Genomic DNA, 12,078 nt, shown 5'->3' with positions numbered 1-12,078 from the left:
AGACTATTCCTTTTCGTTGGCGTCAGAATCGGCCTTGATACGCTGCCCCCAACGTTGTTTCGCATAGCGACGCAAGCTTGGCACGGTATCAGTTTCATCCATAATCGGCTGGCCTAGAATTGTTTCAATGATGTCCTCCAGCGTGATCACACCGAGCCATGTTCCATGCTCGTCGTAAACCACCGCCATATGTTGCCGTGTTTCGAGAAAACGCGTTAACGCACTTTCCAAATCCACTGAAGGTGATAACACCTCGATGTCGCGAACCAAGGTGCTTATTTTCTCGTCGCGATGCGATTCGAGTGCTTCGTTACGCAAAATCAAACCGTGCGGCACTTCGTCTGTGTCAATCACCGGAAAGCGTGAGTAAGGCATCGCTTTGACCTGCTCGAGGAACTCAGCAACCGTACAGTCGGGGCGCACGGACTCGCTTACCGTACGCGGGGTCATGGCCTTACTTACTTTGATGGCATGAAGGTCAAGAATATTACTGATCACACGTTTCTCGTCACTATCGATAACGTTTTGCTCGTTGCCGACAATTGCCAGTGCTTTAATTTCGTTGCGCACATCGATGTCATGCGATTCACCGCCAATGCGCTTGGTAACTTGGTCCGATAGCCAAATGAAAGGCTTCAGGCTGAGAATCATGAAATTCAGTGTCGGCGGCAACATCGGGGCGAGCCCACGCCAAAATTTCGCACCAATCGTCTTTGGAATGATCTCTGAGAGAACCAAAATCAGCAGCGTCATCACCGCCGAAGCAATCGCCAAATAGCCATCACCAAACACCACACCTACTTGCGCACCAACGCCTGCTGCACCGACAGTATGGGCGATAGTGTTCAGAGTCAAAATTGCTGCGAGCGGGCGGTCAATATTCGCTTTTAAACGTTGTAAGTTTTTGTGCAGTTTAGGTTTCGTCGCTTTTTGTTGTGCGATATAGCTTGGTGTTATCGAGAGTAAAGCGGCCTCAAGCACCGAGCATAAAAAGGAAACACCAATGGCGATAAAAGCAAAAACAATTAGTAAAAACATTCGTATCCAGTTTCTTGATTCGGTTATGCTGAAGCTACCATAAGTTCTGCCGTATGCGCTAGAAATACGATAAAGAGCGAAGTTAAAACGAAGGAGTCTAAGGTGAAGTTTGCGTATTTTTATGAACGAGCACTTGCCCGCAAAGGCGAGAAAGAACTTAATGCACGGTTGCCCAAACTTGCCTCCGCAGCGCAGCTACGTGAACAGTCAGACGCTTTTTACTTGGCTGAAATGACCCGCGGCATTTTTCGTGCTGGATTTGTGTGGCGCATTATCGACGCCAAGTGGCCCGGTTTTGAAGAGGCTTTTAGTGGCTTTGTGCCGCTTTATTGGCAGCAGGTGCCGCCTGAGCGTCTCGAGCAACTTGCCGACGACACACGGATCATCCGCAATTGGCAGAAAATTGAAACTGTCCCCGTAAATGCCCGCATGATCGTCGAAATTAGCGAAGAATACGGAAGTTTCGGCGAATTTTTGGCGCAGTACCCATCCGAACAACAAGCGCAATTGCTCACTTATTTTAAAAAGCATGGTTCACGCTTAGGCGGTGCTACCGCACAGCACTTCTTACGGCGCGTCGGCTGGGATGGCTACGTACTCTCTCCAGACGTCCTCACTGCCTTGCGGAATCATAAATTGCTTGAAGGTAGCGAAACCAGCCAGCGCGGCCTAAAGCAAATCCAAAGCGTTTTTAATGGCTGGCATGAAGAGACGGGGCTACCGTTTAGTCACTTGTCACGGATTCTCTCAATGACCGTTGACGCAACTGCGGCAGAACCGACAAGAAAAAAAGTTTGACAGTTTAGATTACGTCTGTAATCCTTTTGCTTACAAGTGTAATCGTAAGGGTTTTCCGATGATCGAGATCAGCAATGCCGAACTGGAAGTCATGAAGGTACTCTGGCAAGAAGCACCACTTCCCGCCATCGCAATTGTCGAGCGTTTACAAAATACCTCTGATTGGCAAGCGAAGACTATCAAAACCATGCTCAATCGATTGGTACAAAAGGGCGCGCTTGACTATCAACAACAAGGGCGCGCCTACCTTTATCACCCGACCATCACCGAGCAAGACTATCAGCGCCATGCCGGCAAGAACTTCGTAAAGCGCTTGTTCTCTGGAAAAGTTGCACCTTTGGTAGCCAGTTTTGCGGCGACCGACAACCTGAGTGACGACGATATTCGTGAACTTAAAGCCTTACTCGACAAGCTCGAGCAGGAAGGCTCGAATGATTGATTGGGTACTCAGTAGTAGTTTAATTCTTATCTGCTTCGGCGCAGTCAGACTCGGCTGCCACCGCTGGTTGTTAAGAAACTTCGGCGCCAGAACCCTTTATAGTCTTTGGGCTCTCTTACCCTTAGCGTTGATTGTCAGCGCGTTGCCACAACAATGGTGGCCACAGTGGCACGAAAGCAGCGCGGCTTGGTTGGTCTTGGTCCAAGCTCAGCAGCAAATAACAACAGTTGTTGCAGCATCGTATAGTATGACGTTTTACTGGATTTGGTTGTTGGGGGTGGCGGTAGCATTGACAGTGTTACTGCTGCAGTGGCCGCGTGAACGGCGTTACTGGCGGATCGGTAGGTTACGCGTGGTCCGCACAAATGCTGGCGCAGGGCCAGCCATCGCGGGTCTACTGCGGCCAATATTGTATCTGCCGCGCGATTTTGCCCAGCGCTTTAATAGGCAGCAACGCCAGTTAATGTTGGCGCATGAAAAACAACATTGGCAGCGCGGAGACTTATTGGCGAACGCTCTCGCCTATGGGATCTGCGCAATTTTCTGGTTTCATCCAGTAGCTTGGTTGTGTTACCGCCGCTTTCGTTATGATCAGGAGCTTGCTTGTGATGCTCAAGTGCTCGCACGTGCCTCGGTTACTGAGCGGGCGCAATATGGTCAGACGTTAGTGCAGGTAGCGGCTACTGCAATTACCGAGGGGACGTTGAGCCCTCATCATTACCGCTACGGAGCAAACACAACTATGAAAGAACGTATTTTACAACTGCAATCAGCAAGACCCTTACGTTACTGGCCCTTGTTGGTACTGAGTCTTTTGACGATGACATTCATTATTGCGTGGCAGTCACCGGTTATGGCCGCTGGACAGGCAAAAGAGGACGCACGACCCATAGTACGTGTGAATCCGAGCTATCCAGTCGCGGCTGCGCAGCAAGGTATCGAAGGCCAGGTGGTCATGCGCTTCAGCGTTACCACAGATGGTAAAGTAGCCAATATTGAGATACTTAATGCTAAACCAGCCGATATCTTTAACGAGGCAGCAAAAACAGCACTCAGTAAATGGCGGTACGATCCACGTTTTGCTGGTGAAGGACACCAAGTCGCTCTGGCTTTTCAACTGGCTTCCGACTAAAGAGTCTTGCAGACTTTGCACGAAGGGAATAATCTTTGTGCAAAGTCATAACTGAGTTCATGCTTTGGCAATTAATAACCTCAATCGCTTTCCTGATTTACTTGCGCGTGTCACTGAGCAGTGGCAAGCGCAACGTCCTGATCTGCCAGTAGCAGAAGCTGGCCTTATTGGATGTATACTTGGGGTGGCCGCGAACCTTGAAGATCTAGGTGGTGTCGCGTTAAAAGAGGCAGGCTTAAGTCAACGTGAACACGATGTTTTAGCCTGCTTGCGACGCCAAGGTGAGCCTTTTCAAGGAACGCCGAGTTTATTACTGGAAGAGGTGCGCATCACGTCGGGGGCATTGACGCTTTGTTGTGACCGCTTGATTCAACGCGGTCTGTTGACGCGAACACATGCTCAGGATGACAAACGTTCGCGGGTATTAGCGCTAACGGCACAGGGCAAAGCGTTGATTGACGAGATAACCACGACACGTTTTCAACTAGCTGAGCAAATTATGGCGGGCTTGAGCCCTAACGAACAAAAGCAGCTCCAAGAGCTGCTTTTGAAGGTGCAAAGCCAGGTCAGGTAAGAGTCTTACTAACGCTATTAGCGTAAGGTCACGAACTCTTCTGCACTGGTAGGGTGCAAGGCGACGGTAGCGTCAAAATCTGCTTTGGTGGCGCCCATCTTCATTGCCACCGCGAAGCCTTGTAGAATTTCATCCATACCTTCGCCAATACCATGAATACCAACCACTTTTTCCTCTGGGCCCGTACAAACAAGCTTGAACGTGCTTAGCGCACGGTGAGGAGTAACGGCGTTGTACATCGCTGCGAATTTAGAGCGATAAACTTTCACATTGCCCTCGCCATATTTAGCGATCGCTTCAACCTCGGTTAAGCCGACCGTGCCGATAGGTGGATGACTGAACACAATGGTTGGGATCTGTGTGTAATCCATGTGTGCGTCGGGTAACTCAGGGTTGAATAAACGTTCTGACAGTAATCGCCCTGCCTTAATCGCCACCGGGGTCAGTTGTGCTTCACCGGTAATATCACCAACGGCATAGATACCTTCGACATTGGTGTTTTGATATTTATCGGTGCGGATGAAGCCAACCGGATCGACTTCTACGCCTGCGGCTTCAAGATTAATTTTGTCTGTTGCCGGCTCGCGACCAATCGCCCACACGAGGCAGTCCACGCCTTCAATAGCATCGCCAGTTTCGGTGTGAATCGTCAGCAGGCCATCATCACCTTTCTCGACTTTTTGTACCACGGTATTGGTGTGGAGGGTCGGGCCATCCTGCGCTAAGCGTTCGAGTAAAGCATCGGTAATATCTTCGTCGAAGTAGCGCAAGGGGCGGTCACGACGCACTAGGAGATGGCTGTCGGCACCTAAGGCATGCAGCACGCCAGCGATTTCGACGGCGATATAGCCGGCACCAACGACCACAGCCTTATTCGGCCGCTCTTCTAAAGCGAAGAAGCCATCAGAGTCGATACCGTATTCGGCACCTTCACAGCTTGGAATAATAGCTCGACCGCCTACCGCGATAGTAATATGGTCGGCAGTGATTTTCTCACCATTCACTTCCACGGTATTTTTGTCGACGAAGCGTGCGAAGCCCTCGATATACTCCACGCCATTACTTTCAAAGCCACGCTTATAGCCACCGTGAATCCGCTCGATGTAGGCTTCGCGGTTACGCACCAAGGTACCCCAATCGAAGCCATTTTGTTTCAGGTCAAAGCCATAGGCTTCACTGTATTTGATGGCTTCAGCAATGTGTGCGCCATACCACATGACTTTTTTCGGAACACAACCGACATTGACACAAGTTCCGCCAACGGCTTTGGCTTCAATAACCGCAGCTTTCGCGCCACGAATGGCGGCACGGTTTGCAGAGGCAATACCGCCGCTGCCAGCGCCGATGGCTAAATAATCGTAATGTCGAGTCATGCGTTGTACTCCTGTAACATGCTAGTCTTGGAAAAACGAAAGGCAGTATGATCACCTAAAATGGGTGTCTGTGCAACGTAACTAGGTCAATCCTTAAGCTGAAAAAATCGATGAGCGCAATCTATCCAATTCAACGCAGTCGTCGCCGTCGCTCGATTGCCATAAAAGTTCGGGACGGTGAAGTCCTCGTGCAGGCCCCGCAGCGAATGCCGGAGCGGCAAGTGTATGCGTTCGTGCAAGCTAAGCAAGCGTGGATCGAGCGTCACTTACGCGAGCAGCGCGCGGTGCTACATCAGTTGAATAAGAGGGCGTGGCAGTCTGGTGAACGATTACGCTGGCTGGGCGAGCCATTGCATTTAGTGGTTAAGCAAGCCTCGCGAAAATCCTGCGAGCGCATCGGCCAGAACCTGGTTGCCACTGTTACGCCAAGGAGTAATCCAGCCAAAGAACCCCGCGAACTGGTGCGAAAATGGTACCAGCAACAAGCACAGCAGTGGCTCGATGATTTCTTTCGAGTTTGGCCGAGCACGCATGAATTGCAGCCGCAAAGTTGGGATGTGGGAAATTTCTCAAGTAAATGGGGGCATTGCAATCGCCGTGGCGAGCTTAAATTCAGTTGGAAGTTGTGGTTAGCGCCGGAGTGGGTGATACGCAATGTCGTCATTCATGAGCTATGCCACTTACGAGAATTCAACCACAGTGCACGCTTTTGGCAACTCGTAGCGGGGTATTCAGAAGACTATCAGCAAGCAGAAAAATGGCTCCGCCAGCACGGTATGACCGTACTGAACGAAGCCTATTTAGACTACAACGATGCGCCTTAACGGGCGCCGGTTGGTAAGTTTTCCCGAAGGAAGTCAGTCATCATGGTGCGCAAATGCAGTGTTGTGCCTTCGCCCTCGCGAATGCCATGCGTGCGATTCGGGTAGGCAAAATATTCAAATTGCTTACCATGTTTGATCAGTTCGTTGACTAAGCGCTCTGATCCTTGAAAATGCACGTTGTCATCGCCGGTTCCATGTACTAACAGCAAATCACCTTGCAAGTTCTCAGCGAGAGTGATAGCTGAGGTTTCAGCATAACGTTCAGCCGATTCAGGTAACAAACCAGAGTAGCGCTCTTGGTAGATAGTGTCATAGAGCGTCAAATCAGGTACTGGAGCTAAAGCTAGCCCAACATGGTAGCTTTCAGGGTAACGGAACAAGGCGTTCAAGGTTTGCGAACCACCACCACTGTGACCCCAAATACCGACACGTTCTTCGTCGATAAAGTCCCAACGTTCGGTCATCGCTTGTAGTGCATCGTACTGGTCACGCACAGTCACTACGCCGAGGTTCTTATAGATCGAACGTCGCCATTCAAAACCACGCGGTGAGCGCGTGCCGCGGTTATCGATGGAGGCAACAATATAGCCCTGCTGAGTTAAGTAAGTGTGCCAAAGAAAGCGTTCACCGCCCCAGCTATTGCTCACGGTTTGGCCCCAAGGTTCGCCGTATACGTAAAAGACAATTGGGTACTCTTTGCTAGGGTCAAAATCGACTGGCTTCATTAAAAAACCGTCGAGCAGAAGACCGTCACGAGCCGGCACTTGGAAAAACTCGAAAGAGCCTTTCGCAAGGTCGTTAAAGGCTTGCTGAGCACTGGCGTTGTCTTTAATCATTCGGATCTGCTGGTGGTCTGGTAGGCTCACCATATCAACTTGTGGTACTTGCATAGCATGTGAGTAGGTATGCACAGCGTAGTCGGCATTGGCCGACAATTGGTAGCTGTGGGTACCCGGTGCTGCTGGTGTGAGTCGCTCAAGCTTGCCCGAGCCATCAAGGCTGGCACGGAACAGATAGCGCTCGAGCGGTGTTTCCGGTGAGGCGATAAAATAAACCCAGCCCTGTTGCTGGTTGATTTGCAGCACCTCGACGACATCCCAATTACCGCGCGTGATGGCATTGAGACGACCGCTGTCACGATCAACGCGATAAATATGGCGGTAGCCGCTGCGCTCGCTTAACCAAGTAAAGTCGCCGTTATCGAAGAACTTAACTTCGTCGACATACTCGGCCCAGCTTTCTGTCGTTTCCCGTAACAGTTCGCTGACTTCGCCGTTACCCGCATCAGCAATGAAAGTCTTGTTGATCGCTTGTGACCGTGTCAGCTGCTGAATCAATAGTTCTTCAGAGTTACCTGCCCATTGCATCCGGACTAAGTAATGCTGACGCGGATCGCCTGGTACCTGCATCCAAGTGGTGTCGCCATCATCGGCATCCATCACACCAATGCGCATGGCTGCATTGGTTTCACCTACCTTAGGGTAGGGAAAGGTTTTTAAGGTCGGATACAGCGAATCGGTATTGTTGATCATAGTGAAGATCGGCGTACCTTCGGTGTCTAATTGCCAATACGCAATATGTTCGCCGTCCGGGCTCCAGCGGAAGCCGTCTCGTAAGAAAAACTCTTCTTCGTTTACCCAGTCGAAGGTGCCATTGACGATGGTATCGTTGCCGTCATGGGTAAGTTGCGTCACTTCGCCGGTGGCCAGAGCTTCAACATAGATGTTGTTCTTGACGACATAAGCCACGCGCTGAGCTGCCGGGTCGAATTTGGCGAATTGCAGAGTCGACGCATCGGCAAATTGCCCAAGCTGCTGCAATTTGCGCGTGTCGAGATCGAAGACCCAATAGTCACCCAAGGTGTGGGTGCGCCATGAACGTTTGGTGTTGGTAAAGATCAGTAGCTTACTGCCATCGTTTGACCAGTGGTAGTCGGCTAGCGCAAGCGGTTCGTTGCGTCCGCTCGGCGTAAGCTCAGCGGCACTAATGAGAACTTCACGTGCCTGCGTTTCGGGGTGGTAACGAACGAGGTCATTGCCTTCGCCTTGAGACGCAGCTTCGAGCGTAGTATAGCCACTGCCATCGGCGAGCCAACGGGTGGGCGGTACCCCGCCAGCATGTAAAGTTGCGTCAGTATAGAGTCGCTCGAGTGTTAACTGTTCACCTGTGGTGCCATTGGCGACAGAAGTGGAAGTCGCTGGCGCTGTAGACATACTGCTACAACCGACTAAGACAATGAGTGCAAGGCCTGCACCCAACGTATTTCGGGCGTGCCGACGGGTAACTTGGGTAAGTTTCATGATTATTGTTGTCCTGTTTGGGCAGTTGCCGCCTTGAAAAATTGAACTTCGGCCAAACATCTGCTGTAGAGTACTTACACAGCGCATTATTCAAGAGGAAGCCGCATGAGTCAAAACCCTTTATTAGGTGATTACCATTTGCCGCCATTTGCTGCTATTCAACCAGAGCATATCGTGCCTGCAATTGAGCAACGTATTGCAGCTTGCAAAGCGACCATAGAGCAAGTGATCGCGGCTGGCGACTTCTCATGGCAAGGCCTTGTGGCGCCTCTGGAAGAGGTCGACGACTTGCTGGAACGCAGTTGGTCGCCAGTGTCGCATATGAACGCGGTCGTGAGCTCGCCAGAATTGCGTGAGGCGCATGACGCATGTTTACCTATGTTAAGCGATTACGGCACCTTTGTTGGTCAACATGAAGGTTTGTACAAAGCCTTCAAAGCTCTGGCGGATAGCGACGAATTCGCTGAATTAAGCGAAGCGCAACGCAGAGTGGTCAGCGATACATTACGTGACTTCAAACTCTCCGGTGTTGCCTTGCCGGCAGATGAGAAAAAGCGCTACGCGGAAATTCAGACGCGCCTCTCTGATTTAGCATCGAAGTTCAGCAACAACTTGTTGGATGCCACCGATGGTTGGCACTATCTGGTGACGGACGAGAAGCGTTTGGCTGGCCTGCCTGAGAGTGCCATTGCAGCCGCCGCAAGTGCCGCAGAGGAAAATGAACAGCAAGGCTGGCGCTTTGGTTTATCGATTCCGAGCTACTTGCCGGTCATGATGTATGCCGACGACAGCGAATTGCGCAAAGTCATGTACCAAGCTTTTACTACGCGAGCTTCCGATCAGGGCCCAGAAGCTGGCAACTATGATAACACTGAGATCATGGCGGAAACCTTGGCCTTGCGTCATGAGTTAGCACAATTGCTGGGTTTTAAAGATTACGCTGAGTTGAGCTTAGCAACCAAAATGGCTGAGTCACCCGAGCAGGTCGAGGGTTTTCTGCAGGATCTCGCCAGCCGCTCACTCCCTCAGGCCAAACAAGACTATCAAGAGGTTGTTGATTTCGCGCGTGAAACCTTTGGCGTAGCTCAACTGGAAGCTTGGGATGTTGCCTACTTCAGCGAGAAGTTGAAACAACAAAAATATTCGATTTCCGATGAAGAACTCCGCCCGTACTTTCCAGAAGGGCAAGTTCTGAAAGGCTTGTTCAGCGTCGTAGAAAGCCTGTTTGGAATGCAAATTAGTGAGACCTCAGCGCCTTCTCAATATCATGAACATGTGCGCTATTTCGAAATCACCGATAGCAATGGCGAGCCGCGTGGCAGCTTCTTTTTAGATCTCTATGCCCGCAGCGGTAAGCGTGGTGGCGCGTGGATGGCTGAATGTGCTGTACGACGCGTGACCCAGCAGCAACAGCTGCAACGGCCAGTGGCTTATCTGACCTGTAACTTCAATAAGCCGCAAGGTGACAAGCCGGCATTGTTCACCCACGACGAGGTATTAACCTTGTTCCACGAGTTTGGACATGGCTTACATCATATGCTAACGCAAGTTGATGTTGCCGGCGTATCAGGCATTAACGGGGTCGCTTGGGACGCCGTAGAGTTGCCCTCACAGTTTCTTGAAAACTGGTGCTGGGAGCCGGATGCTTTGGCCATTATTTCCGGTCATTACGAAACCGGTGAGTCGCTACCACAGGAAATGTTAGATCGTATGCTTGCGGCGCGAAACTTCCAGTCAGCGATGCAAATGGTGCGGCAGCTAGAATTTAGTCTTTTTGATTTGCGTATTCACCGCGATTATGACCCGCAACAAGGCGATCAAATCCAAAGCATTCTCGATCAAGTTCGAGCGCAAGTCGCGGTGCGAAAACCACCTGAATACAACCGTTTTCAGCATAGTTTCGGGCACATTTTCGCTGGCGGCTATGCGGCGGGTTACTACAGCTACAAGTGGGCTGAAGTTCTTTCTGCTGATGCGTTCAGCCGTTTTGAAGAAGAAGGTATTTTTAGTCGCGAGGTAGGTCAAGATTTCTTGCATGCCATTCTGGAGCGCGGTGGTACGCGTGACGCGATGGCGCTATTCAAAGAGTTTCGTGGTCGCGAGCCAGATGTCGAAGCACTGTTACGCCATTCAGGCATTGAGTCATTAGAACAGGCTGGGGCGGCACTTTAGCTGCCCTAGATGATGCGCCTAGGGCAGGACTAGGTTGACCACTAAGAGTAAGGTCGCAACGAAGAGAACGATAAAGAATACGCCTACCGCGATGAAAATGCCTGGGTGACCTTTGGTGAAATCGCGCTGGCGATTCTGTTCAGTTTGCACCCCAAAGAGTGCAGCAAGTACGCTAACAATAACACTGAAGAAATTAGGTTGGTTAGCGCTCATGATCAGAGGCTGACTTTCTTGTTGCTGCCGTACTTATGCGCTTGTTGTTCACTATCACCAAACAGCAACTCGAACAAATCAAGGAAGTGGAATTGGGTAGATCGACTGCCGCCACGGAACCAGCTTGACCAGCTTAAAGTACTGGTTGTATTGCTTTCAATGCATTGTTGTACTGCTGCTGGTTGCTCGGAGTTATTCAGAAGTTTCTTACACGCTTCTTCAGAAGCCGTAATAGTACCAGTGCTGTCGGTGCCAAACATCGCCATAGACACAAAGAGCCCCGCCACAACAAACCCGGAAAAGGCTTTCTTGTGCTGCTTGGCTTTTTGTATGGTAGCTTTTGCGACGTGTTTTGCCACGTTCGACACTCCTACACCAATTGTGTGAATTACGTACAATTTAACAGTAACTAGAGGTATTTGCCAAGCATTATAGCGTATTTTTTTGACTGGCAAGCGCTCATAGGTCTGGTACACTAGTGCACTTTCTACGCAGCTTACGCGTGATTTGGGTCACTTTCATTACATCGGAGTTTGTTATGGCTGATTATCTTATCGCCCCGTCAATCTTGTCCGCAGATTTTGCGCGCTTAGGCGAAGAAGTCGATGCTGTATTGAAGGCGGGTGCCGACGTGGTCCACTTCGATGTGATGGACAATCATTTTGTCCCCAATCTAACCATTGGCCCAATGGTGTGTAAGGCGTTACGAGATTACGGCATTGAGGCTCCTATCGATGTGCACCTGATGGTAGAGCCAGTGGAGCGAATGATCGACGAGTTTGCCAATGCTGGCGCCTCGATTATCACTTTCCATCCCGAAGCTGCGACCCATGTCGACCGCTGCTTGCAGCAAATTCGCGATCATGGCTGCAAAGCGGGGCTCGTCTTTAATCCGGCAACACCTTTACACTATCTCGATTATGTCATGGACAAAGTCGATGTAGTCTTATTGATGTCAGTTAACCCGGGCTTCGGCGGGCAAAAGTTTATTCCCGCGACACTTGATAAGCTGCGCAAAGCGCGTCAGCGCATCGATGCCAGTGGTTTCGATATCCGCCTCGAAATCGACGGTGGTGTGAAGACGGAAAACATCGCCGAAATTGCCGCCGCAGGTGCTGATATGTTTGTTGCGGGGTCTGCCATTTTCAATCAAGCCGATTATGCCCAAGTCATTAACGACATGCGTGCCGAATTGGCCTCGGTCAATTAATTAAC

At 50.6% G+C, this 12,078-nt stretch carries 12 protein-coding genes; 7 read left to right on the top strand and 5 right to left on the bottom strand.

What is annotated here, in order from left to right; genetic code table 11:
• Nucleotides 1-3: 3 nt before the first annotated feature.
• On the bottom strand, nucleotides 4-1,038 hold the full coding sequence (locus tag CWE21_RS06275; RefSeq protein WP_126833599.1) for a CNNM domain-containing protein: 1,035 nt from the start codon (nucleotides 1,036-1,038) through the stop codon (nucleotides 4-6).
• Between the two features lie 102 nt (nucleotides 1,039-1,140).
• On the opposite strand from CWE21_RS06275, the gene CWE21_RS06270 reads away from it, so the two are divergent.
• The 4 genes from CWE21_RS06270 to CWE21_RS06255 all read left to right on the top strand — a co-directional run bounded on the left by CWE21_RS06270 (nucleotide 1,141) and on the right by CWE21_RS06255 (nucleotide 3,981).
• Nucleotides 1,141-1,836 carry a DNA-3-methyladenine glycosylase I gene (locus tag CWE21_RS06270; protein WP_126833598.1) on the top strand — a complete coding sequence of 232 codons (696 nt, stop codon included), beginning with the start codon at nucleotides 1,141-1,143 and terminating at the stop codon, nucleotides 1,834-1,836.
• Nucleotides 1,837-1,894: 58 nt separating this feature from the next.
• Nucleotides 1,895-2,275: a BlaI/MecI/CopY family transcriptional regulator gene (locus CWE21_RS06265; protein ID WP_126833597.1), complete on the top strand. Its 381-nt coding sequence runs from the start codon at nucleotides 1,895-1,897 to the stop codon at nucleotides 2,273-2,275.
• The gene (locus tag CWE21_RS06260; protein ID WP_126833596.1) at nucleotides 2,268-3,407 is read left to right on the top strand and encodes a M56 family metallopeptidase; all 1,140 of its coding nucleotides are present in this window, start codon (nucleotides 2,268-2,270) and stop codon (nucleotides 3,405-3,407) included. The genes CWE21_RS06265 and CWE21_RS06260 overlap by 8 nt, the downstream gene beginning before the upstream one ends.
• A 64-nt stretch (nucleotides 3,408-3,471) precedes the next feature.
• Nucleotides 3,472-3,981 (top strand): MarR family winged helix-turn-helix transcriptional regulator, encoded by a 510-nt coding sequence (locus CWE21_RS06255; protein ID WP_126833595.1) that lies wholly within the window; start codon nucleotides 3,472-3,474, stop codon nucleotides 3,979-3,981.
• 17 nt (nucleotides 3,982-3,998) lie between these two features.
• Here the strand turns inward: CWE21_RS06255 and gorA are convergent, their stop codons facing one another.
• Complete coding sequence (gene gorA, locus CWE21_RS06250; RefSeq protein ID WP_126833594.1) at nucleotides 3,999-5,354, bottom strand: glutathione-disulfide reductase; 1,356 nt, start codon at nucleotides 5,352-5,354, stop codon at nucleotides 3,999-4,001.
• Between the two features lie 110 nt (nucleotides 5,355-5,464).
• Between gorA and CWE21_RS06245 the strand changes: the two genes are divergently transcribed.
• The gene (locus CWE21_RS06245; protein WP_126833593.1) at nucleotides 5,465-6,178 is read left to right on the top strand and encodes a M48 family metallopeptidase; all 714 of its coding nucleotides are present in this window, start codon (nucleotides 5,465-5,467) and stop codon (nucleotides 6,176-6,178) included.
• Here the strand turns inward: CWE21_RS06245 and CWE21_RS06240 are convergent.
• Nucleotides 6,175-8,478, bottom strand: a complete 2,304-nt coding sequence (locus tag CWE21_RS06240; RefSeq protein WP_126833592.1) for a S9 family peptidase — start codon at nucleotides 8,476-8,478, stop codon at nucleotides 6,175-6,177. The genes CWE21_RS06245 and CWE21_RS06240 overlap by 4 nt on opposite strands.
• 105 nt (nucleotides 8,479-8,583) lie before the next feature.
• Here CWE21_RS06240 and prlC point away from each other — a divergent pair, with 105 nt between their 5' ends.
• Nucleotides 8,584-10,650 (top strand): oligopeptidase A, encoded by a 2,067-nt coding sequence (gene prlC / locus CWE21_RS06235; protein ID WP_126833591.1) that lies wholly within the window; start codon nucleotides 8,584-8,586, stop codon nucleotides 10,648-10,650.
• Between the two features lie 18 nt (nucleotides 10,651-10,668).
• Here the strand turns inward: prlC and CWE21_RS06230 are convergent, their stop codons facing one another.
• Both CWE21_RS06230 and CWE21_RS06225 read right to left on the bottom strand, forming a co-directional pair.
• Nucleotides 10,669-10,863, bottom strand: coding sequence for a DUF2970 domain-containing protein (locus tag CWE21_RS06230; RefSeq protein ID WP_126833590.1), 195 nt, complete (start codon nucleotides 10,861-10,863; stop codon nucleotides 10,669-10,671).
• Nucleotides 10,864-10,865: 2 nt separating this feature from the next.
• Nucleotides 10,866-11,339: a hypothetical protein gene (locus CWE21_RS06225; protein WP_126833589.1), complete on the bottom strand. Its 474-nt coding sequence runs from the start codon at nucleotides 11,337-11,339 to the stop codon at nucleotides 10,866-10,868.
• Between the two features lie 62 nt (nucleotides 11,340-11,401).
• On the opposite strand from CWE21_RS06225, the gene rpe reads away from it, so the two are divergent.
• Nucleotides 11,402-12,073, top strand: a complete 672-nt coding sequence (gene rpe / locus CWE21_RS06220) for a ribulose-phosphate 3-epimerase (protein WP_126833588.1) — start codon at nucleotides 11,402-11,404, stop codon at nucleotides 12,071-12,073.
• Nucleotides 12,074-12,078 lie beyond the last annotated feature (5 nt).

This window comes from Pseudidiomarina aquimaris (assembly GCF_003987395.1).
GTDB lineage: Bacteria > Pseudomonadota > Gammaproteobacteria > Enterobacterales > Alteromonadaceae > Pseudidiomarina > Pseudidiomarina aquimaris.
This window is presented reverse-complemented; position numbering and strand designations above follow the sequence as displayed.

What these genes read in the sequence shown, in the direction of transcription:
- CWE21_RS06275 (WP_126833599.1), bottom strand. Translation starts at nt 1,038, where the DNA reads ATGTTTTTACTAATTGTTTTTGCTTTTATCGCCATTGGTGTTTCCTTT.
- CWE21_RS06265 (WP_126833597.1), top strand. Translation starts at nt 1,895, where the DNA reads ATGATCGAGATCAGCAATGCCGAACTGGAAGTCATGAAGGTACTCTGG.
- CWE21_RS06260 (WP_126833596.1), top strand. Translation starts at nt 2,268, where the DNA reads ATGATTGATTGGGTACTCAGTAGTAGTTTAATTCTTATCTGCTTCGGC.
- gorA (WP_126833594.1), bottom strand. Translation starts at nt 5,354, where the DNA reads ATGACTCGACATTACGATTATTTAGCCATCGGCGCTGGCAGCGGCGGT.
- CWE21_RS06245 (WP_126833593.1), top strand. Translation starts at nt 5,465, where the DNA reads ATGAGCGCAATCTATCCAATTCAACGCAGTCGTCGCCGTCGCTCGATT.
- CWE21_RS06240 (WP_126833592.1), bottom strand. Translation starts at nt 8,478, where the DNA reads ATGAAACTTACCCAAGTTACCCGTCGGCACGCCCGAAATACGTTGGGT.
- prlC (WP_126833591.1), top strand. Translation starts at nt 8,584, where the DNA reads ATGAGTCAAAACCCTTTATTAGGTGATTACCATTTGCCGCCATTTGCT.
- CWE21_RS06230 (WP_126833590.1), bottom strand. Translation starts at nt 10,863, where the DNA reads ATGAGCGCTAACCAACCTAATTTCTTCAGTGTTATTGTTAGCGTACTT.
- rpe (WP_126833588.1), top strand. Translation starts at nt 11,402, where the DNA reads ATGGCTGATTATCTTATCGCCCCGTCAATCTTGTCCGCAGATTTTGCG.